Origin of the sequence: Streptomyces xanthochromogenes, assembly GCF_014650455.1 — a bacterium.
GTDB classification, from domain to species: domain Bacteria; phylum Actinomycetota; class Actinomycetes; order Streptomycetales; family Streptomycetaceae; genus Streptomyces; species Streptomyces xanthochromogenes.
The window spans coordinates 85,966-105,554 of record NZ_BMUZ01000012.1 but is presented as its reverse complement, the minus strand read 5'-3'; the positions used below and the strand labels follow the sequence as shown (position 1 = coordinate 105,554).

Below are 19,589 nucleotides of genomic sequence, written 5' to 3'. Positions count from 1 at the left end.
AGGAGCCGCCCGTACGCGATAAGTACGGCCATGAGCACTCAGCCCCTGCCCCTCGAAGGCATCACCGTCGTCGCCGTCGAACAGGCCGTCTCCGCCCCGTTCGCCACCCGTCAGCTCGCCGATCTGGGGGCCCGCGTGGTGAAGGTGGAACGCGTCGACGGCGGCGACTTCGCCCGTGCCTACGACACCGCCGCCCGCGGACTCGCCTCGCACTTCGTGTGGTGCAACCGGGGCAAGGAGTCGGTGGCCCTGGACCTGAAGGACCCACGGGGCCTGGACGTCCTGCGCCGGCTCATCGCGGACGCGGACGTCTTCGTGCAGAACCTCGCACAGGGCGCCGCCGCCCGGCTCGGCCTGGACGCGGCCACGCTGTGCGCGGCGCACCCCAGGCTCGTCGCCGTCGACATATCCGGGTACGGCGCCCACGGCCCGTACGCGCACAAGCGGGCCTACGACATGCTCGTACAGTGCGAGGCGGGCCTGGTGTCCGTCACCGGGACACCCGAGCGGCCCGTCAAGGCCGGTGTCCCGGCCGCCGACATCGCGGCCGCCATGTACGCCTTCTCGGGCGTCCTGGCGGCCCTCGTGCGGCGTGGCACGACCGGCCGCGGCGGGCCGGTGGAGATCTCCATGCTGGAGGCGCTCGCCGAGTGGCTCGGGCATCCGCTGCACCACGTGATGCACGGAGGCACCGAACCGGCGCGCACCGGCGTCGCGCACGCCGTGATCGCGCCGTACGACGCCTATGACACGGCGGACGGCGGGCAGGTGCTGCTCTCGGTGCAGAACGACCGCGAATGGCGACGGCTCGCCGAACTGGTGCTTGGACGGCCCGAGTTGGCCGATGATCCGGACTTCGCCACGAACGCGGCACGGGTGGCGCACCGGACGAAGACGGACGAGTCGGTGGCGCGGGCACTGGCCGGGTTCACGGCGGCCGAGGCGGTCGCCCGGCTCGAAGCGGCGGGGATCGCGTGTGCCCGGATCAACACGGTCGCGGACGTCGCCGCGCATCCGCAGCTGGCCGCACGGGACCGCTGGCGGGAGGTGGAGTCACCGGTGGGGCCGCTGCGGGCACTGCTGCCGCCCATCACTCTGGGCGGCAGTCAGGAGGCGTACATGGGTGCGGTGCCCGCGCTCGGCGAGCACACCTGCGCAACGCTGCGGGCCCTGGGAATGACGGACGAGCAGTTGGCAGAGTTGCGCCGGGACGGCGTGATCGCCTGAACGCGGGGCGCCTGGTGTCGGGAGTGGATTCAGCCGCGGCTGCCGAAGAGCGAGCGGCGCAGCCGCCGCAGCGGCGCGAAGAGCGAGACGCGAGCGCTCTTGCTCCTGCGGGTGTGCGCAACGTCACGCGAGGTCAGCTCGCGCATCAGCAACGTCGCCTCGGCCGCCTCGCGCTGCGGAACGGCGGGACCGCCGAGCACCGAGAGGTGGCGGTCGAGCCGCGAACTGGTCGCACTGCTCCCGCAGGTGATGGCAGGCACTCGCGCCCTGCTGTGCATTGTTATCTGTTCCATGTCACTCCCCACCCGTACGAGGGCACCCGGCCCCGGGCAGGGTAACCCTATCGCCCCGGCGTCACACTCGTGAATCCGGTGGCAGGATTCACCTTCAGGGGTGGCAGGTTGACGACCACGCTCCGAATACAGCTGATTCCAGGGCGAGTTGGACACCTTGCCGACGGTCCATCACGCAGAGTCGCCGCCCGTGTTCGCACGTGCTGCGCAATGCCGTTCAAGGGGGCGGCAGCGGCCCGGCCCTGAGCTAACTTGGAAGGGTTTCTCCGCCGCGGATGGGGGGCTCGCCAGTGAGCGAAGTGCCGGGCAGTGAGCAACGTCTGATCGCGGGCCGCTACCGGCTTCTCTCGTCGCTCGGCCAAGGCGGCATGGGGATCGTGTGGCGCGCCCGGGACGAGGTCCTCGGGCGCGAGGTGGCCGTCAAGGAGGTCCGGGCCCCGGCCGCGCTCGACTCCCCCGAGGTGGCCCGGCTGTACGCCCGCCTGGAGCGGGAGGCGTGGGCCGCGGCCCGCATCTCGCACCGCAACGTGGTGACCGTGTACGACGTGGCCACCGAGGACGGGCGGCCGTGGATCGTCATGGAACTGGTGCGCGGCCTCGCCCTGTCCGACGCTCTGGACGCGGAGGGCCCGATGGTCCCGCAGCGCGTCGCGCGCATCGGCGCCGAGGTGCTCGCCGCGCTGCGGGCCGCCCACGACGCGGGGGTGCTGCACCGCGACGTGAAACCGGCGAACGTGCTGCTGGCCAACGACGGCCGGGTGGTCCTCACCGACTTCGGCATCGCGACGGTGGCGGGGAGCCAGACGCTCACCATGACCGGCGAGGTGGTCGGCTCGCCCGAATTCCTGGCTCCCGAACGGGCGTTGGGGCGGACTCCCGGCCCGGCGTCCGACCTGTGGTCGCTCGGCGTGCTCCTGTACGCCGCCGTCGAGGGCCACTCGCCGTTCCGCCAGGACACCCCGCTGTCCACCCTGCGTGCCGTGGTCGACGACCCCCTGGAACCGCCGCGCCGGGCGGGCCCGCTGACACCGGTGATCGAGGGTCTGCTGCGCAAGGAGCCCGGCGAGCGGCTGCCCGCCGAGGAGGCGGAACACCAGCTGCGGCTCGTCGCGGCGGGCGGCACCGTGCCCTCCCCGATGGACCGGTACGAGGCCACCACGGTCCCGGTCGGGCCGCCCGTCCTGCCGCCCACCTCCGTGCTCGGCCCGGCGTCCGCGCCCGCCGAGGGGGCCGGCCCCCCGGGCCGGGGCGGGGCGCGCTCGCGCACCGGGGCGGCGATCCTTGCCGGTGTCGTGGTACTGCTGCTCGTGCTCGGCCTGCTGGTGTACCTGCTGGTGCGGGACAACGGGCAGGGTTCTCACGGGACTTCGTCGGGCGGCGGCTCGTCGGCGCCCGCCGCATCCCACTCCGCGCAGGCCCCCGGGACGACCGGGGCCGCCACGCCCCGGAGCAGCCCGCCCGGCCCGAGTCCCTCCCCGAGCACCAGCGGCAGCCCGTCGGCCTCGCCGACCCCCGAGCAGACGGTGGCGGTCAACGTGCAGGTACTGCGCGGGAGTTACCGGGGCACGTGCCCGGCGCCGAACACCTCGGCGCCCTCGATGGTCGCCGTGTTCACCGTGGGGCGGGCGCCCGCGCGGGTGGAGTACCGCTGGGTCACCCGGGACGGGCGGTCGTCCGACCCGGACTGGAAGACGCTCTCGTTCGCCGCGGGTGACCCGAGGACCCGGCAGGTGGTGCACACCGAATCGCCGTCGCGGAGCGGCTCCAACGAGGTCCATGTCGAGGTGCGCGCGCCGGTGGAGATCGCGTCCGACGCGGTGGCGTACCAGGTGACGTGCGAGGAGGAGACACCGACGGGCGGGGCCTCCTCCCCCGGGTCACCGACGGGCTCCTCCTCGCCCTCCAGCTGAGCGGTTTCAGGCCGCGCGGGTGAAGGTGGGCAGGTAGGCGCCCGACTGGCCGGCCGCGGTGGGGTGGTAGGACTCGCCGATGTTGGTCCACAGGACGCTGTTCAGCCACGGGCTGCTGGAGCAGATCTCGTGGCCGGTGAAGCCCGCCACCACGTCCGCGAAGCTGAAGCCGTGGTCGGCGGCGCGCTTGGCGGTCACCGAGTTGAGCTCGTCGGACGCGCCGTTGATGGCCGAGCGGGACTTGTCGCTGAGGCCCGCGATGCAGCTGCCGCCGATCTTGTAGAAGTGCGGGTAGCCGATCACGACGACGTGCGCGTTGGGCGCCTTGGATCTGATCGCCGAGTACACCGAGTCGAGCAGTCCCGGCAGGTTCGCGTCGACGTAGGCGCGGGCCGCCGCCACCTTGCTGAGGCAGGTGGACTCCGAGTACAGGACGCAGTTGGTCATGACGTCCGAGAAGCCGGCGTCGTTGCCCCCGATGGTGATCGAGACCAGGTCGGTGGTGGAGTTGAGCGGGCCGAGCTGGCTCGACGTCACATCACCCGTACGAGCGCCGGAGCACGCGGCGAAGTTGAACGAGGCGGGTGAATGCGCCGCCGCCCACAGGGCCGGGTAGGCCTTCGTGGAGCGCTTGCAGTCGCCGCTCGAACTGTCGTAACTCCCGGAGCCGAGGCCGGAGGAGTACGAGTCGCCGAGGGCCACGTAGTGGGATCCGGCCGCCTGGGTTGCCGCCGATGCCACGCCGGCCCCGGTGAGGGAAAGCGCGGTGGTCAGCACGAGCGCCCATGCATAAGCCGCGATTCGGGACAGTTTCATGGAACCTCCTTGTAGCGGGTTTTCCGCCACGGCAGTGGTACCAGCCCCCACAGGCTGCGGGAAGTGTCCATGCCAAGAACAGCCGAGGGACATCTGCGGCTATCTGGCGATCCGTCAGCAACTCGCGAGTAATCCTTCACCGGAGCACCACACTCCGCTGACAGTGCGTCAACTCGTGTTCACCGCACGCGAGTCGGCGTCTTGACGGGAGTGTCCGGACTGCGTCACATTGAAGCCTCGCATCCGGCGCATCGGGGGGAACCGTCGCCAATGCAGACCATCAGCGACAGATCGGCCACGGGTCCGCCCGTCTCCGCCGATCTGCTGCCCGTCCTCGCGGGAGCGGCGTTCGCCGCCTCGGCCGTCGGCGCCGCCCTGGCGTACGCCGATCTGGACTCTCCGCTGCGCGCTCCGCTCGCGCTCTTCTATCTGGTGGCCGCACCCGCGGAAGCGGCCGCATTCGCCCTGCGCCGACTGGAACCGCTCGCCCGGATGGTGGCGTCGTTATCGGGAGCAGTACTCATCGATCTGCTGACCGCCGAAAGCATGGCAGGTCTGCACCTTTGGTCGGCCCGGAACGGCGTGACCGCGGTGGGCATGGTCAGCCTTCTCCTCGTTCTGCTCGGAACGGGGGTGAACCGCTCCGGGGACGGCCGTGAAAGAACGGTCAAAAACACTGAAAGGTAGGGCCTCGAAGGGGGTCTTGCCCTACAGTCCCCATCATCAATACCGTCTTGCATCCACCCGCAACGATCCATCGGCAAACGGCACTGGGGGAGGGCTCGGGCGCCGTGATGGTCACCGGTGCGGGGCGCGGTAGGGGGGTGCCGTGGTCGGCCTTCGCCTTGCGGGGGCCGGAGCACGGGCCGCGCGGCCAGCAAAGCCAGCTCACCCGAAGAGTGCGGTGCGCCATGCCGTCATGACCGGGGTGAGAACCCCCCTTTCGTAACCGGAAAACCATCCGGACCGCCCGGGGGCGGGCGGTCCACCGGACGAGAGGGACAGAGATTCACCATGATTCCTTCCGTGCGCCCGGCCGCTCCGGGCCAAGATCAATTGATTGCGGATTCACCGAACAGCCATGCGGAATCCGTCGCCGCCGGCCGAATATCCGGGGCCTATCGACCGGTTTCGGCGAATCTCGCCATTGCGCCGCCCGTGAGCGTCGTCATCCCGGCGATGAATGAAGCGAAAAACCTTCCGCACGTCTTCAGGACGCTTCCGGACTGGATCCATGAAGTCGTCCTGGTCGACGGGAATTCCACGGACGACACCGTGCAGGTGGCCCGCGAACTGCGGCCCGACGTGGTGGTCGTCAAGCAGGTCGGGAAGGGCAAGGGCGACGCGCTGATCAGTGGCTTCGCCGCCTGCACCGGCGACATCATCGTCATGGTGGACGCGGACGGCTCCGCGGACGGCGACGAGATCGTCAGCTACGTCTCGGCCCTGGTCGGCGGCGCCGACTTCGCCAAGGGCTCCCGCTTCGCCAACGGCGGCGGCACCGACGACATGACCCCGATCCGCAAGCTCGGCAACGCCGTGCTGTGCGGCATCGTCAACCGCAAGTTCGGGGCCCGCTACACCGACCTCTGCTACGGCTACAACGCCTTCTGGAAGCACTGCCTCGACAAGATCGTGCTCGACTGCTCCGGGTTCGAGATCGAGACCCTGATCAACATCCGGATCGTCAAGGCGGGCCTGCGCGTCCAGGAGGTCCCCAGCTACGAGTACAACCGGATCCACGGCGTCTCCAACCTCAGCGCGGTGCGTGACGGCATCCGGGTCCTGAAGGTGATCCTCAGAGAGAAGGCGGTGCCCCGCGCCCACCGGCGCACCCAAGCCGTCTTCCTGAACACACGTCGAGGAGAAGTGACTTGACGGAGCGTCAATTCTCCGTGGTGATCTGTGTGTACACCGAGGAGCGCTGGGAGGACATCCTGGCGGCTGTCTCCTCGGTGCGCGCACAGTCGCTGCCCGCCCTGGAGACGCTGCTCGTGGTGGACCACAACGAGCGGCTCCGGGAACGGCTCACCCGGGAGTTCGAGGAGCACGCGGCCTCCGGGGAGGTGCGGGTGCTCGCCAACGCGGGCCCCCGCGGCCTCTCGGCGGGACGCAATACCGCGATCACGGTGGCCCGGGGCGAGTTCGTGGCCTTCCTCGACGACGACGCGGTGGCCGAGCGGGACTGGCTGCGGCACTTCGCCGAGGGGTACGACGACCCGCGCGTGATGGCGGTCGGCGGCCGCACCCTGCCCGCCTGGGCCTCCGGGCGCAGGCCCGCCTGGTTCCCCGAGGAGTTCGACTGGATCGTCGGCTGCACCTATCGCGGGCTGCCGCCCGGCCGGGTCGCGGTCCGCAACGTCCTCGGCGGCAACGCCTCCTTCCGCACCTCCGCGTTCGACGCCGCGGGCGGCTTCGCCACCGGCATCGGACGCGACGGCGACAAACGGCCGCTCGGCTGCGAGGAGACGGAGCTGTGCATCCGGCTCAGCACGGCGCTGCCGGACGCCGTCCTGCTCATCGACGACCGCTCGGTGATCCACCACCGGGTGCCCCCGGCCCGCGAACGCTTCGGCTACTTCCGTACGCGGGCGTACGCGGAAGGCCTCTCCAAGGCGCTGGTCTCCCGAAGTGTCGGCACCGGCAAGGGACTTGAGTCGGAGCGCCGCTACACGAGCCGGGTCCTGCCGGCCGGTGTGGCCCGCGGAGTGCGGGACGCGGTGCTCGGCCGGGCCGGGGGCGCGGGCCGGGCGGGCGCGATCGTGACCGGGGTCGCCGTGGCGGCCGGCGGCTATCTGCTCGGCACCGTACGGGCGTTGCGCGGCGGAGTCACCTTCAGCGTGGCACCCATCGAGCGCGCCGGGTCCGCCCGGGCGGGCGAGGAGGACGAGGCGGCATGATCTCCGCACACCCGGGCCCGGTACCGATCCTGATGTACCACTCGGTGGCACACAGTCCCACGAAGGAGGCGCTCGGCCTGTCCGTCTCTCCGGACGCCTTCGCCGACCAGATGGAGCTCGTCGCCGAGTTCGGCTGCACCCCGCTCACCACGGCCCAGCTGGCGCACGCCTGGCGCACGGCGGGGGCGCTGCCGCGCCGTCCCGTCCTGATCACCTTCGACGACGGCTACGAAGGCGTCCACCGCCATGCCCTGCCGGTGCTCGCCAAGTACGGCTTCGCCGCGTCGCTCTTCGTGTCGACGGGCTGGCTGCGCGGCCCGCACGACGAGGGCGGCGCCCTGGACACCATGTTGGACTGGGACCAGGTGCGCGCCCTCGCGGCGGCCGGAACCGAGATCGGCGGGCACAGCCACAGTCATCCGCAGCTGGACCAACTCACCGACGAGCGACTGTGGTTCGAGACGCTGCGCTGCAAGGAGATCATCGCCGACGAGCTCGGCGCGCGCCCCGTCTCGTTCGCCTACCCCTACGGCTACTCCAGCCGCCGGGTCCGGCGCACGGTGCGCTCGGCGGGCTTCGCGCAGGCACTCGCCGTGGGCAACGCGCTCGCCGAGCGGCGCCAGGGCCCGTACGCCCTGGAGCGGTTGACGGTTCGGCGCTCCACCGGCCTCGACGCGTTCGAACGGCTGCTCGTCGGCACCGGCCGTGACATCGCCCGGGCCTTCACCCGCGACCGCGTCCTGACCAAGGGCTACGCCGTGATCCGCGGGGCCCGCCGAGCCGGGCGCGGGCTCGGCGGCGACTGACCGGGCCGGGCCCCTGGCCCGGCCCGACCGTGCGGGCGGCAGGCCCGACGGTGAGCGACGACCGAGCAGGAGGCGAGCGGCACCCGTGGCCGAGGTGAGCACCACCCAAAGCGCAAGGCCCCCGCTCCCGGACCGCCGCCGGGGCACCCCGCTCTTCCGCAACGCCTACGCCCTGATGCTCAACACCGGCATCAGCGCGCTCCTCGGCCTCGGCTTCTGGCTGATCGCCGCCCGGTACTACACCGACGACGCGGTGGGCCAGGGCTCGGCGGCGATCGCCGCCATGAAGTTCCTCGCCGGGCTCGCCGCCCTCACCCTGACCGGGGCGATGGCGCGCTTCATCCCGGTGTCGGGCGCCGCCACCGGCCGGCTCGTGCTGCGCACCTATGCCCTGAGCGCCTGTGTCGTCGCGGTGGCCGCGCTCGTCTTCATGGAGACGCTGAACTTTTGGGGGCCCTCGTACCGCTTTCTGCACGGGCCGTTCAAGGGGCTCGGCTTCATCGCGGCCGTCGTCGCCTGGTCCGTCCTCACCCTGCAGGACGGGGTGCTCACGGGGCTGCGCAGCGCGTTCTGGGTGCCGGTCGGCAACACCGCGTTCTCCGCGGTCAAGCTGCTGCTCCTGGTGCTGATCGCGGCCTCGCTGCCGACCAGCGGCGTCTTCGTGTCGTGGGTCGCCGCGATCGCGGTGTCCGTACTGCCGCTGGGCTGGCTGGTGTTCCGGCGCCTGGTCCCCCGCCATGTGGAGCTCACCGCGGGCACCGCGAGGCCGCCGACCTTCCGGGAGGTGGGCCGCTTCCTGGCCGGCGACTGCACGGGCTCGATGTTCGCGCTCGCCGTGGTCTACCTGGTGCCGGTGATCGTGGCCTCGCAGATCAGCTCGGCCGACAACGCGTACTTCTACATCACCGCGACGATCGGCGGCACCGTCGAACTGCTCGCCATCAACATGGGCGCCTCGCTGACCGTCGAGGGGGCGCACGACCCCGGGCGCCTCGGCCGCAACGCGCGGGCCGCACTGCTGCGCATGATCAAGATCGTGCTGCCGATCTGCGCCTTCCTCTTCGTCTGCGCGCCCTACATCCTGGGCGTGTTCGGCGCGGGATACGCCCACCATGCGACGGCGCTGCTGCGCTGGCTGGTGGTGGGGGCGCTGCTGCGGGTGGTGATCGAGCTGTACTTCGCGGTGCTGCGCGCCCGGAACCGTACCGCCGGACTCGCCCTGCTCCAGGGCGCGTTGTGCGTCCTGGTGCTCGGTTCGACCCTGGCGCTGCTGCCGCCGCTCGGCCTGACCGGGGTGGGCATCGCCGAGGTCGCGAGCCTTTCGGTGATCGCGGCGGTCGCGGCGGTGAAGCTGTTCGGGGTGCTGCGCTCCGCGGAGCCTCAGCGGGTCAGCCAGCGCACCTCGTAGGCGGCCATCGGGAACGTTCTGCCGTCCACCGCGGCGTCGATGGCACGGCCCAGCGTGTTGACCACGAGCAGGTTCTTGACGCTCGCGAGCACCCGGACGTTCGGCACGTCGTCGGCGGCGACATCGACGCTGGTGAACCGGGTGCCCGGCGGGAAGGCCCTGGCGAACTTGGCGATGAGCGCGTACATCGGCAACTCCCGCCCTCCGTCGCTCTGTTGGGTCGGAGTCCACAGACAGCCGGGGCACGGTCCGCTCCGCTGCTGCGGGCTCCAGTACAGGGCGGTGGCGGTACCGCCGCGGGCCAGTGCCATCATCCCCGCCGCCTGGGTGGCGAGGCGCCGCTGTTCGCTCCAGCCCGATGTGGCGGGCTCGACGTAGTACTCGGCCCACCACAGCGGCAGACCGCTCTGCTCGCGCAGCCACTCGCTGACGGCGGTGAACTTGTCGGTGGCGGCGAAGGCGTCGGGGAGCAGCTGGTTGGTGCGGGTGAAGCCGGCACCGTCGACCACCACGAAGTCGGCGCCCTTCTTGTGCTCGTTCCAGTAGCGGAAGGCATCGAGCACCCGCTGGTCGACGGAGCCCCAGGGGCCCTTGAGCGAGGACGCGAACGACGGGTCCTGCGGGCCGTAGCTGTCCATGACCAGGTAGGGTCCGCCGACCAGGTTGCTGCGATTCACCTTCTTCAGGGCGTCGTAGACCCGGTTGTAGAGCTGGGTGTAGCCCTCGTAGTCCCAGCGGTGGGCGGTGTCGTCGAAGAAGCCCTTGAACTCGTTCCAGACGATGAAGTGCCGTACGTCCGGATAGCGCCGGGCGATCTTGGCGGCCAGGTCGGCGAAGTCCTGGTAGTGCGCGGGCAGCGGCGCCGTCTCCAGGGACCGCACGCTCCAGTCCGTGCTGCTCGCCCCCGACCCGCCGCCCTTCATCCAGTCGGGCGCGCAGCACAGGGTGATGACGGGGGTGGCGCCGGTGGAGCGGATGTAGTCGACGCGCCGGTCCAGATCCGAGAAGTCGTAACTGCCCGGCGACGGCTCGGGGTTGCCCGCGCCCCAGCCCATGATCGCCTGGTCCTGCGGCAGGCCCTGTGCCGAGAGCAGCTCGCGGGCGCGCGTCACCGCGGCGTCGTCGCCGGTGTCGGCGCTGTACTGGGTGTGTGTGAAGCCCCAGCCGAGGGCGGTCGCGTTGTTGCTCGCGCCGGTCCGCCCGGGACCGGCGCCGCCCTCGTTCCGGCTCGTACAGCCGCTCGCCGCCAACAGGAGCGCGAGCGCGGTCAGCAGGACGGCGGCCAGGGGCGCGGTGGTCCCGCGCCGGGGCGCCCTGCCGGGCGGCCTCCCGCTCCGGACGGCTGTCCCACGGTGACGTTCCATCACGAGGCAGCGTAAGGGCGGTGGTTGTCGTTCCGGCCAGTTTTTCCGGAACACGTACGGAACGTCCCCCGCGCGTCGATCCGGCCGCCGGGCCCCCCGTCGCCCGGCCCTCAACGGGACAAAACACGTGCGCGTACGGACGTGTTGCCGGATCATGGGCGCCATGTCCGCAAACCCAGAGGCCACGCTGCCGATTCGGCTGACCATGGACGACAGCGACTCGCCGTCCGACGTCGTCGACGCGCTCTTCCTCGGCCGCTTCGCCACGGGCGAGCAGCCGTATTCGCACAGCTCCTCCATCGACCGGGTCAAGAAGGGCCTCACCCTGCTGCCGCCCGCCGCGAAGGTGCTGCGCGCCGCCCGCGACGACGACCGCAGCGCGACGCTCGCCGAGGGCCCGGGGTGGACGCTGCTCGTCTCGCGCTGGAACCGGGGCGCGGACGTGACGGTGACGGCGACCAGCGAGGAGCTGGCCGAGCAGGTACTGAAGCAGGCCACCGACGGGGCCGAGGACGAGCCGGAGCCACAGCCCGAGAACGTCACGATGGGCTTCTGGTACGTCTCGCCCCGGCGCGGCCCGCACCGCACCACGCGCCAGATCGCGGCCGGCACCTGGGACGAGGTGCGGCCCAACTACACGGCGCCGGTGGCCGATGCGATGGACCGCCTGATGAAGGTGACCCCGGACGACATCGCGGGCCGGCTGCTGCTGCTCCACGGGCCGCCGGGCACCGGCAAGACCTCGGCGCTGCGCACACTCGCCCGGTCCTGGCGCGACTGGTGCCAGGTCGACTGCGTGCTCGACCCGGAGCGGCTCTTCAACGACGTCGGCTATCTGATGGACATCGCGATCGGCGAGGAGGACGGCAGCGCGAAGGGCCGCTGGCGGCTGCTCCTCCTGGAGGACTGCGACGAGCTGATCCGCGGCGAGGCCAAGCACACGGCGGGCCAGGCTCTCTCCCGGCTGCTCAACCTGACGGACGGCCTGCTCGGCCAGGGCCGCAACGTACTGGTGGGCGTCACCACCAACGAGGACCTGGAACGCCTGCACCCCGCTGTGGTCCGCCCCGGCCGCTGCCTCGCCCGTATCGAGGTCGGACCGCTGACCCGGGCGGAGGCGGTCGGCTGGCTCGGCACCGAGGAGGGCATCGGCCGCGAAGGCACCACTCTGGCCGAGCTGTACGCCCTGCGCCGCGGCACTTCCCCGGCCTCGGTCCCGGACCAGCGCCCCGGGGCGGACGAGGGGCTCTACCTGTAGCCCGGCGGCTGTAGCCCGGCTGTATCTGCGGTCCGCGCCTGCGTCGGCCCCGGCAGCCCGGGCCCGCGCCGGGCCTGTGTCGGCAGCCCGGACCGGTACCACCCGCGGTCCGGGCCGGGGCTGCTGTGCGGCCCGGCCCCGAATGAGCTCGGTCCGGCGTCGCGGGGGGCTACTTCCCGTACGCCGCCCGCAGCGCTTCCTCGATGGCGGCGCGGGCGGCCTCCCGGCCGAGGCCGAGCCTGCGGGCCTCCCCCGCGTAGGTGGCCGCGGCGGCCGCCGCCAGCCGCTCCGAGGCGTCCCCCGCCGCCGCGACGAACGTGCCGTTGCGGCCCCGGGTCTCGATGACCCCGTCCGCCTCAAGGGCCCGATAGGCCTTGGCCACCGTGTTCGCGGCGAGCCCGAGGTCCTCGGCGAGGCCGCGGACCGTGGGCAGCTTGAAGCCCACCGGCAGCTTCCCGGAGCGGGCCCGGTCGGCGATCTGGGCACGCAGTTGCTCGTACGGCGCGGTGGCCGCGCCCGGGTCGATCACGATCTTGAGGGTCACGGCCCGATTCTCCCCCGCGCCGGGGCCCGCCGAGAACACGCGGGGCGCGCCGGTCCCGAAAATCGAAGGCGCCCGCCCAGGGCCCCGCGTACCGTGCGGCGACCGCTCCAAGCTCCGCCCATCACGCAACTCCGCCCATCACCCGAGCTCGGCCACCGGCCCGGACTCCGGTGACCCGACACGTACCCCGGAGGTACCGCATGTCCGCGTCCGCGCGTTCGGCCGAGGCCGGCACCCGTATTGCGATCGTCCTGGTCAAGGCCGGGCGCACGAAGCTGCATTACCCGGCGTCGGTGGTGTCCGACGACGGGACCCGGCTGACCGCCGTCGCCCCCTGGGCGGCCGAGGGCGTCCGCGACTTCGGCTTCGTCCGGTTCGAGCCGGGCGATGTGTTCACCGAGCACTACTGGCGCGACCGCTGGTACGCCGTGAAGGAGGTCCGCGGCGCCGACTCGGCGCTCAAGGGCTGGTACTGCGACATCACACGGCCCGCGGTGATCCGGGACGGCGAGCTGATCGCGGAGGACCTGGACCTCGACCTCTGGGTGTCGGCCGACGGCGCGACCGTACTGCGCCTGGACGAGGACGAGTTCGCCGAGAGCGGGCTCGCCGAACGGGACCCCGACGCGGCGGCCCGTGCGATCGCGGCCCTCGACGAGCTCGAACTCCTGGCAAAACTCGGCCGGTTCACGGCGTTGATCGACTGAGCGGCACCGACCGGCCGTCCGCGATCGGCCCCCTCTTCTCCGGTCACGGGCACCCGCCGTCGGGCCACGCCCGCGGTGTCGGCGTCTACGTCCTCGCTTGGGCTGCGCCTGGGTCAGTGGCGGTGGCGGTGGCGGTGGCGGTGGCGGTGGCGGTGGCGGTGGCGGTGGCGGTGGCGGTGGCGGTGGCGGTGGCAACGACCGCGTACCGCTCGTCGTCCACCTCGCGCCCCCACAACCGCGCGTCCCCCGAAAGCCGTTCGTAACGCGCCTCGACGCTCAACGGGGCGAGGGCCCCGGTGAGACGCTCGGCGGTTATGCCCGCGTCGCCCCACACCCCCTCGATCAGGATCAGCCGGCCGCCCGGGCACAGCAGGGACCACCAGTGCCGCAGCGCGGCCTCGGGGTCGGGCAGGGCCCACACCACGTGCCGGGCCAGGATCGCGTCGAAGGTGCGGCCCCCGACGGGCGGCCGTGCCGCGTCCCCGGTCAGCACCTCGGCACCGGTGCCGGCCAGCTTGGCACGGGCCAGCTCGGCCATCCGGGGCGAGAGGTCGACGGCCGTGACGCGGTGGCCCCGGGCAGCGGCGAGCAGCGACAGGCTTCCGGTGCCGCACCCGAGGTCGAGGAACTCGCCCGCGCGCTCCGGCAGCCAGCCCCCCAGGCGTTCGTCCCACGCCGCCCGCACCAGGGGATCGAGCAGCCCGTGGTCGGGCTCCTCGTCGAAGGTGGCCGCGGCTTCGTCCCAGTCGATGTCCATGCCTTGAGCGTGCCAGCCGCCACTGACAATCGGCCCCGTACTCAGGCCCGGCCCGTCCCACCCCCGGCTCGCGCGGCCAGTACCTTGCGGTAGTTCAGGCGGTCGTAGGGCCCGTCCACACGCCGCTCGACGAGTTCGTATCCGTACCGCGGATAGATCTCCTGGTTCTCCCACATCAGCGCGTTGGTGTAGAGCCGGACCTCGGGCAGGCCGAGCGCCCGCGCGTGGTCGTCCACGAAGTGCAGCAGGCGGCGCCCGAGTCCCGTGCCCCTGACGTCCGGATGCACGGAGACCGAGTCGAGGAAGAGGTGGTCGGGCTCCGCCACGAGGACCAGGACGCCGACGACCGGCTCGCCCGCGACGAAGACGCGCCCCGCCGCGACGTTCGCCGCGTGGTCGGCCTCCATGGGCGCGGGCACGACGCCGATGCGGGCGATGTAGGGGTGATAGGCGGCGTCGGTGACCTCCTTCACGCGGGGTACGTCGTCGGCGTTCGCGAGCCTGATCTCCTCGTTCATGGCACCACGGTACGTCGCGGGCGGGACCGTTCTTAATCGCTTCTGAGTGGGTCCTTAAAGCGACCATAAGGATGGCCATCACCCGCTCCCAGCAGGGGATTTCGGGGTTTCTTGGGGCTAGCGTGCTGATCGCCGGACGGGACTTCCGGCAGTCGCGAACCCCCACGCACCCCATGCCCGTGCACCATCGAAGGAGTACGTCACGATGACCTTCCCCCAGCTCTCCACCGCGTCCGAGCAGCGGGGTCCCCGTCGGCGCAGGGCCGCCGTCGTCGCCGCAGTCGGCTTCGTGCCGCTCGCCCTGACCGGGCTCGCGGCCGGGCCCGCCGCGGCCCACGGTTCCATGACGGACCCGGTCAGCCGGGTCTCGGCCTGTTACGCGGAGGGTCCGGAGAGCCCGAAGTCCGCCGCGTGCAAGGCGGCCGTGGCGGCCAGTGGCGCGCAGGCCTTCTACGACTGGGCCGCGGTGAACATGGCCAACGCCGCGGGCAAGTCGAAGGAGATCATCCCGGACGGTCAGCTGTGCAGCGGCGGCAACGACAAGTACAAGGGGCTCGACCTGCCGCGTGCGGACTGGCCGGCCAGCAAGCTGTCGGCGGGCGACCACACCTTCCACTACAAGGGAACGGCCCCGCACAAGGGCTCGTTCGAGCTGTACATCACCAAGGACGGCTACGACCCGTCGAAGCCGCTCAAGTGGTCGGACCTGGAGGCGACTCCGTTCGTCAAGGTCACCGACCCGCCGATGCAGGGTGGCGACTACGTCTTCGACGGGAAGATCCCGGCCCGGTCCGGCCGCCACCTGATCTACTCGATCTGGCAGCGCTCGGACAGCCCGGAGGCCTTCTACACCTGCTCCGACGTGGTCTTCGGCAAGGACAGCGGTACGGCGGGCGCTCCGGCGCCGGCGCCTTCCGCGCCCACCGACCAGGAGATCGCGGACGGCGAAGCCAAGTCGACGGTCCAGCACCACCACGACGGCGCCACCCCGGGCACGCAGCCGAGCACCGCTCCGGCCGCGGCGCCGGAGGCCGCCGTCGGCAACCAGCCGCAGCCGGACGGAGCCGCGGCGAGCAACCCGGTCGCCACGACGGGCGGTTCCGGCACGGGCGGCTCCGGCCCGGCCGGTACGCAGAACCTCGCGGAGACCGGGGGCGACAGCAGCACCCCGTACCTCGCCATCGGCGGCGCGGGCGCGATCGCCGTGGGTGCCGCGGCGTTCTTCGGGACGCTCCGCCGCAAGGCCGTGACCGCGGGCCGCCACGGCCGCTGACCCACACGCACGCCACACCGCCCCCTCCCGGATCCCGGGAGGGGGCGGTCGCGTGGGGGCGGGCCGGTTCGATGGTGGGTCAGCCGACGACGGAGGCGCAGGTGGTGGGGGTGGCGTGCGCGGGATCCAGTGCGTTGGTCACCTCGTGGTAGGTGACGCGGTCGGTGAGACCGATCGCCACGTGCTCGGAGAGGTCGAGCGCGCACTTGTCCTGGATGAGGACGTTGTGGACGTCGGGGCCGTCGAGGAACTGCGTGCGGTACGGGGTGACCACCTCGTCGTACTTGGTCGCGATGACCGTGTAGTGAACTCCGGGGACGGTGTCGCCGCCCTGGTTCAGCCTGGTGACGAAGGGCGATCCGGCGATCTGGTCGGCTAGCCCGGGGGTGGCGAGCGTCAACAGGTCCTGGGCGCCCGGGAAGTAGGGCAGCAGCTGGGTGAGGCCGTCGAGGGTGGTGCCGTGGTTGTCGGGGGCGATGCCGACGAGCGCGTTGACCTTGGAGGCGCCGCCGAGGAACTTCAGGTACCAGCGCGGCATCATGCCGCCCTGCGAGTGGCCCACCAGGTCGGCCTTGGGCGTGCCGGTCGCGGCGAGCACCTTGTCGACGAAGGTGGCGAGCTGGGCGGCCGACTTGTCGATGGGCCCGAGGCCGTCGAAGAGCGGAACCCCGGGGAGCTGGCCGTAGTCGAGGGAGAAGACGCAGTAACCGCGGTCGACCAGGTACGGCGCGAGGGCCAGCCAGTTGTCGGTGCCGTTGCCGAAGGTGCCGTGCACCAGGACGACGGGCCGGGGGTGGGCGGCGGACGGCTTGCAGGAGTAGTTGTTCCAGCCACTGCTCGGCGCGGACTGGGCGTGCGCGGCGGTGGCCGGGGCGAGCGAGGCCGCGGCGGCGAGCAACAGCGCCGACAGCGGTCTGAGCACACGTTTCCAGGGCAGCATCGGGTGATCTCCTTGCGGCTCAAGGGAGTTGCGATGGGGGATTCGCCCTGCGGCCCGGACCACAAGTGAGTGCCGTACTGGGTATGTACGGGGCGTGCTCACGCCAAATTACGCACGGGTAGCCCAGGAGTGAAGTTACGCGTCGGTAAAAAACTGTCGCGCCGCCCGCTGGGGCGCTTCCCCGATCGGGCGCGCGCGGGGACGCCGGCCCCCCGCGCCACCTCGCACCCACGCGACGGTGAGCCGCACGGCCCGTCCGCCCGGCCCGGCCCGGTCCTGCCCGATCGTGTACGTCAGCCTCGTCGCGCGGCCCCGCTTCCGAGGAGCGGGCCGAGCGCGGCGGCGATCTCCTGGGCGAGCGGGCCGTCGACCGGGGCGTGTCCGCTGAGGAGGCGGTACCACATCACTCCGAACGCGAAGTCGACCGCGAGGTCGAGGGAGGCGGGCCCGTCCTGCCTCAACTCGCCGCGCGCCACGCCCCGTTCGAGGATTTCGCGCAGCGCGGCCCGCCGCGGCGCGATCACCTCCGCCTGGAGCCTGAGCGCGAGCGAGGCGTCCGCCTGCGCGTCGGCCATCAGGCCGACGACGGCCCGGCCGATGGCGCCGCGGGTCAGCCGGAAGGTGTGGCCGAGCAGCTCCTCGATGTCGCGGTACACGTCCCCCGTGTCGGGGAAGAGCTCGGCCTGGCTGCGGTGCGGAAGCTCGGTCAGGACTTCGAGCAGCACGTCCTGCTTGGTGGGCCACCAGCGGTAGACCGTCTGCCGGCCGACCTGGGCCTCGTCCGCGATGCCCTTGATCGTCAACTCCTGGTAGCCGTCGCGCCGGCAGAGCTCAAGGGCCGCGTCGAGCACCGAGCGCCTGGCTGTCTCGCTGCGGGGGCGGCCGCGGGGTGGCGAGCCGTCGGCCGGCTCGGCACCCGACCCGTTCTCGATTTTCTTCATGGGGACAGTTTACAAGACACCCTGCCTCGGAATACTCTTTACGAGACAGCGAGCCTCGAAAAGCACGGAGGCCCGTACGAGCACGGAGGCCCGTACGAGAGGGCCTGGAAGGACGCGCACCATGAATGAGCGAGTTGTGATCGTCGGCGGCACCTCCGGCATCGGCCTGGAGACGGCGCGCCGTCAGCTCGGCGCGGGGCGGGACGTCGTCGTCACCGGCCGCGACCCCGAGCGACTGCGGGCCGCGCTGGCCGAACTGACCGCGATCGAGGGCGCGTCGGGCACGGCGAGCGGCTCGGTCGTGGACGCCCGGGACGAGACGGCCACGCAGGAGTTCTTCGCGGGCCTCGGCCGGGTCGACCATGTCGTGATCGCCGCCACGGGCTCGACGGCCGCCGGGCCGTTCCGCTCGGTGGCCACGGACGCCCTGCGCGAGGCGAGCGAGGGCAAGCTGATCGCGCACAGCCTCACCGCGCGGGCCGCGCTCGACGTCCTCTCCCCCGCCGGATCCATCACCTTCGTGACGGCCGCGTCGGCGGGCGCCGCGATGCCCGGCACGGCCGGCCTGGCCGCGGTCAACGCCTCGGTGGCGGCCATGGTCCCGGTCCTGGCCGTCGAGCTGGCCCCGGTCCGTTTCAACGCGGTGTCGCCGGGGGTGGTGGACACCCCGTGGTGGGACTGGATGGACGAGGAGGCCAAGGCGGAGACCTTCGCTGCCTACGCCAAGTCCACTCCGGCCGGCCGCTGCGGCCGCCCCGAGGACATCGCGGACGCGATCTCCTTCCTGGTGGGCAACGGCTTCACGACCGGCGTCGTCCTGACGGTGGACGGAGGTGCCCGCCTGGCCTCGGGAGCGTAAGGGGGCGGGCAGCCGGATTCCTCTCAACCAGGCCCCGGTTGTCGGGAGTTCGCAACGACAGGGCGCCCGTTCGTCCCAGTACGGTCACTTCACGCTGGGTGCCCCCTCCATCGCGGTACGTTCGCGCGAGTGCCAATGCCTTGGGGGGAACCAATGCGCAAGACCCTGTTCGCGATCGCTGCCGCCGCCTCTGTCGCCACCGCCTGCCTCGCCCTGACCGCCTGCGGTCCCGGAGGGGGTGGCACCGACAGCCATCCGTCCGCCTCCGCGTCCACCGCCGGGCAGCCGTCCGCCACCGCGTCCTCGCCCGCCGCCACCCCGGGGAACGGCTCGGGGACGTCGAGTTCGGACCCCGGGGCCGGGCAGAGCGCGCTCGCGCTCGGCCTGCCGTCCCGGACCGTCGGGACCAAGCTCGTCGGCATCCTGGAGATCACCCCGACCACCGTCGTCTACACCAAGGAGGGAGATGGCACGACAGCACGGTTCGGCACCTTCGCCGTCATCACCACCAAGGACGCCTCGCTGACCGCGAACGCCGCGGACGAGGAGCCCGCGAGCGCGGGCGGCACCAAGGGAGGCTGGCGTTGGATCGCCGCCGACGGACAGAGCGTCGCCGAGGGCAACGGCAGCGCGTCCAAGGTCCGGGTGAGCGGATACGACGGCGTCGGCAGGATCGAGCCGGGGACGTCCCAGCTGCGTTCCGAGGTCTTCGACCTGACACCGGATCAGGCCAAGGGCGGCGGCACGCTCGTCTACACGGACGCCACCGGGGCGGAGAACCGCTGGAAGATCCCGGCCGTCGATTCCGGCCCGCAGGCGGCGGACGTCAAGAAGCGACTGGCTTCCTGAGGCGCGCCGCCACCCGCCGCGGGCCCTCTCGGCTCAGGCCGCCTCGGCCGTCTCGGTCCGGGCCGTCTCGGTCCGGGCCGCCTCCGTCCGGGCCGCCCCGGTTCAGGCCGCGCCGATCGGGCCGTCAGCTCAGGCCTCGCCGTTCAGGGCGCGCCCGTCGCACCGCGTCGGCCCGGGTCCCGTCGGTCGGGGCCGGGCCGTTCGGAGCTCGTGCTTGTC

The 19,589-nt window shown here is 72.1% G+C and carries 19 protein-coding genes and 1 pseudogene; 12 read left to right on the top strand and 8 right to left on the bottom strand.

Annotated features, from left to right (window positions below):
* Positions 1-30 precede the first annotated feature (30 nt).
* Positions 31-1,227 carry a CaiB/BaiF CoA transferase family protein gene (locus tag IE267_RS28620; protein ID WP_189765215.1) on the top strand — a complete coding sequence of 399 codons (1,197 nt, stop codon included), beginning with the start codon at positions 31-33 and terminating at the stop codon, positions 1,225-1,227.
* Between the two features lie 29 nt (positions 1,228-1,256).
* Here IE267_RS28620 and IE267_RS28615 read toward each other — a convergent pair whose 3' ends face one another.
* Positions 1,257-1,520, bottom strand: coding sequence for a hypothetical protein (locus IE267_RS28615; protein WP_189765214.1), 264 nt, complete (start codon positions 1,518-1,520; stop codon positions 1,257-1,259).
* Positions 1,521-1,795: 275 nt separating this feature from the next.
* Here IE267_RS28615 and IE267_RS28610 point away from each other — a divergent pair, with 275 nt between their 5' ends.
* Positions 1,796-3,430 carry a serine/threonine-protein kinase gene (locus tag IE267_RS28610; RefSeq protein WP_189765213.1) on the top strand — a complete coding sequence of 545 codons (1,635 nt, stop codon included), beginning with the start codon at positions 1,796-1,798 and terminating at the stop codon, positions 3,428-3,430.
* 6 nt (positions 3,431-3,436) lie between these two features.
* Here IE267_RS28610 and IE267_RS28605 read toward each other — a convergent pair whose 3' ends face one another.
* The gene (locus IE267_RS28605; RefSeq protein WP_167154390.1) at positions 3,437-4,246 is read right to left on the bottom strand and encodes an SGNH/GDSL hydrolase family protein; all 810 of its coding nucleotides are present in this window, start codon (positions 4,244-4,246) and stop codon (positions 3,437-3,439) included.
* A 270-nt stretch (positions 4,247-4,516) separates the two neighbouring features.
* Here IE267_RS28605 and IE267_RS28600 point away from each other — a divergent pair, with 270 nt between their 5' ends.
* The 5 genes and pseudogenes from IE267_RS28600 to IE267_RS28580 form a co-directional block, all read left to right on the top strand.
* The gene (locus IE267_RS28600; protein ID WP_189765212.1) at positions 4,517-4,933 is read left to right on the top strand and encodes a hypothetical protein; all 417 of its coding nucleotides are present in this window, start codon (positions 4,517-4,519) and stop codon (positions 4,931-4,933) included.
* A gap of 327 nt (positions 4,934-5,260) precedes the next feature.
* Positions 5,261-6,124, top strand: coding sequence for a glycosyltransferase family 2 protein (locus IE267_RS28595; RefSeq protein WP_167154387.1), 864 nt, complete (start codon positions 5,261-5,263; stop codon positions 6,122-6,124).
* A complete protein-coding gene (locus tag IE267_RS28590) occupies positions 6,121-7,146 on the top strand; it encodes a glycosyltransferase family 2 protein (protein ID WP_189765211.1) in 1,026 nt (341 codons plus the stop codon). Before IE267_RS28595 ends, IE267_RS28590 begins: the two co-directional genes overlap by 4 nt.
* Entirely contained in the window at positions 7,143-7,952 is an 810-nt protein-coding gene (locus IE267_RS28585) for a polysaccharide deacetylase family protein (protein WP_189765210.1), read from the top strand. Before IE267_RS28590 ends, IE267_RS28585 begins: the two co-directional genes overlap by 4 nt.
* Before the next feature lie 85 nt (positions 7,953-8,037).
* Positions 8,038-9,327 (top strand): annotated as a pseudogene (locus tag IE267_RS28580) (lipopolysaccharide biosynthesis protein); the annotation flags it as partial.
* Positions 9,328-9,332: 5 nt separating this feature from the next.
* Here IE267_RS28580 and IE267_RS28575 read toward each other — a convergent pair.
* Positions 9,333-10,724, bottom strand: coding sequence for a GH39 family glycosyl hydrolase (locus tag IE267_RS28575; protein ID WP_189765209.1), 1,392 nt, complete (start codon positions 10,722-10,724; stop codon positions 9,333-9,335).
* Between the two features lie 163 nt (positions 10,725-10,887).
* Between IE267_RS28575 and IE267_RS28570 the strand changes: the two genes are divergently transcribed.
* Positions 10,888-11,982, top strand: a complete 1,095-nt coding sequence (locus tag IE267_RS28570) for a DUF5925 domain-containing protein (RefSeq protein WP_373304604.1) — start codon at positions 10,888-10,890, stop codon at positions 11,980-11,982.
* Between the two features lie 169 nt (positions 11,983-12,151).
* On the opposite strand, the gene IE267_RS28565 is transcribed toward IE267_RS28570, so the two are convergent.
* Complete coding sequence (locus IE267_RS28565; protein ID WP_189765207.1) at positions 12,152-12,526, bottom strand: GntR family transcriptional regulator; 375 nt, start codon at positions 12,524-12,526, stop codon at positions 12,152-12,154.
* A 200-nt stretch (positions 12,527-12,726) separates the two neighbouring features.
* Here IE267_RS28565 and IE267_RS28560 point away from each other — a divergent pair, with 200 nt between their 5' ends.
* Positions 12,727-13,233, top strand: coding sequence for a ribonuclease FAU-1 family protein (locus IE267_RS28560; RefSeq protein ID WP_189765206.1), 507 nt, complete (start codon positions 12,727-12,729; stop codon positions 13,231-13,233).
* 85 nt (positions 13,234-13,318) lie between these two features.
* Here the strand turns inward: IE267_RS28560 and IE267_RS28555 are convergent, their stop codons facing one another.
* Positions 13,319-13,990 (bottom strand): class I SAM-dependent methyltransferase, encoded by a 672-nt coding sequence (locus tag IE267_RS28555; RefSeq protein ID WP_189765205.1) that lies wholly within the window; start codon positions 13,988-13,990, stop codon positions 13,319-13,321.
* Positions 13,991-14,031: 41 nt separating this feature from the next.
* Entirely contained in the window at positions 14,032-14,508 is a 477-nt protein-coding gene (locus IE267_RS28550; RefSeq protein ID WP_189765204.1) for a GNAT family N-acetyltransferase, read from the bottom strand.
* Positions 14,509-14,713: 205 nt separating this feature from the next.
* Here IE267_RS28550 and IE267_RS28545 point away from each other — a divergent pair, with 205 nt between their 5' ends.
* Entirely contained in the window at positions 14,714-15,781 is a 1,068-nt protein-coding gene (locus tag IE267_RS28545) for a lytic polysaccharide monooxygenase auxiliary activity family 9 protein (protein WP_189765203.1), read from the top strand.
* A gap of 79 nt (positions 15,782-15,860) precedes the next feature.
* On the opposite strand, the gene IE267_RS28540 is transcribed toward IE267_RS28545, so the two are convergent.
* Both IE267_RS28540 and IE267_RS28535 read right to left on the bottom strand, forming a co-directional pair.
* Entirely contained in the window at positions 15,861-16,721 is an 861-nt protein-coding gene (locus tag IE267_RS28540) for an esterase/lipase family protein (protein ID WP_167154363.1), read from the bottom strand.
* Between the two features lie 293 nt (positions 16,722-17,014).
* A complete protein-coding gene (locus IE267_RS28535) occupies positions 17,015-17,662 on the bottom strand; it encodes a TetR/AcrR family transcriptional regulator (protein ID WP_189765202.1) in 648 nt (215 codons plus the stop codon).
* Between the two features lie 121 nt (positions 17,663-17,783).
* Between IE267_RS28535 and IE267_RS28530 the strand changes: the two genes are divergently transcribed.
* On the top strand, positions 17,784-18,521 hold the full coding sequence (locus IE267_RS28530; RefSeq protein WP_167154357.1) for an SDR family oxidoreductase: 738 nt from the start codon (positions 17,784-17,786) through the stop codon (positions 18,519-18,521).
* 153 nt (positions 18,522-18,674) lie between these two features.
* Positions 18,675-19,370, top strand: coding sequence for a hypothetical protein (locus IE267_RS40190; protein WP_189765201.1), 696 nt, complete (start codon positions 18,675-18,677; stop codon positions 19,368-19,370).
* The last annotated feature ends 219 nt before the right edge of the window (positions 19,371-19,589 follow it).

What these genes read in the sequence shown, in the direction of transcription:
- IE267_RS28585 (WP_189765210.1), top strand. Translation starts at nt 7,143, where the DNA reads ATGATCTCCGCACACCCGGGCCCGGTACCGATCCTGATGTACCACTCG.
- IE267_RS28605 (WP_167154390.1), bottom strand. Translation starts at nt 4,246, where the DNA reads ATGAAACTGTCCCGAATCGCGGCTTATGCATGGGCGCTCGTGCTGACC.
- IE267_RS40190 (WP_189765201.1), top strand. Translation starts at nt 18,675, where the DNA reads ATGCGCAAGACCCTGTTCGCGATCGCTGCCGCCGCCTCTGTCGCCACC.
- IE267_RS28560 (WP_189765206.1), top strand. Translation starts at nt 12,727, where the DNA reads ATGTCCGCGTCCGCGCGTTCGGCCGAGGCCGGCACCCGTATTGCGATC.
- IE267_RS28620 (WP_189765215.1), top strand. Translation starts at nt 31, where the DNA reads ATGAGCACTCAGCCCCTGCCCCTCGAAGGCATCACCGTCGTCGCCGTC.
- IE267_RS28530 (WP_167154357.1), top strand. Translation starts at nt 17,784, where the DNA reads ATGAATGAGCGAGTTGTGATCGTCGGCGGCACCTCCGGCATCGGCCTG.
- IE267_RS28575 (WP_189765209.1), bottom strand. Translation starts at nt 10,724, where the DNA reads ATGGAACGTCACCGTGGGACAGCCGTCCGGAGCGGGAGGCCGCCCGGC.
- IE267_RS28540 (WP_167154363.1), bottom strand. Translation starts at nt 16,721, where the DNA reads ATGCTGCCCTGGAAACGTGTGCTCAGACCGCTGTCGGCGCTGTTGCTC.
- IE267_RS28610 (WP_189765213.1), top strand. Translation starts at nt 1,796, where the DNA reads ATGGGGGGCTCGCCAGTGAGCGAAGTGCCGGGCAGTGAGCAACGTCTG.
- IE267_RS28600 (WP_189765212.1), top strand. Translation starts at nt 4,517, where the DNA reads ATGCAGACCATCAGCGACAGATCGGCCACGGGTCCGCCCGTCTCCGCC.
- IE267_RS28615 (WP_189765214.1), bottom strand. Translation starts at nt 1,520, where the DNA reads ATGGAACAGATAACAATGCACAGCAGGGCGCGAGTGCCTGCCATCACC.
- IE267_RS28545 (WP_189765203.1), top strand. Translation starts at nt 14,714, where the DNA reads ATGACCTTCCCCCAGCTCTCCACCGCGTCCGAGCAGCGGGGTCCCCGT.
- IE267_RS28550 (WP_189765204.1), bottom strand. Translation starts at nt 14,508, where the DNA reads ATGAACGAGGAGATCAGGCTCGCGAACGCCGACGACGTACCCCGCGTG.
- IE267_RS28570 (WP_373304604.1), top strand. Translation starts at nt 10,888, where the DNA reads ATGTCCGCAAACCCAGAGGCCACGCTGCCGATTCGGCTGACCATGGAC.
- IE267_RS28535 (WP_189765202.1), bottom strand. Translation starts at nt 17,662, where the DNA reads ATGAAGAAAATCGAGAACGGGTCGGGTGCCGAGCCGGCCGACGGCTCG.
- IE267_RS28595 (WP_167154387.1), top strand. Translation starts at nt 5,261, where the DNA reads ATGATTCCTTCCGTGCGCCCGGCCGCTCCGGGCCAAGATCAATTGATT.
- IE267_RS28555 (WP_189765205.1), bottom strand. Translation starts at nt 13,990, where the DNA reads ATGGACATCGACTGGGACGAAGCCGCGGCCACCTTCGACGAGGAGCCC.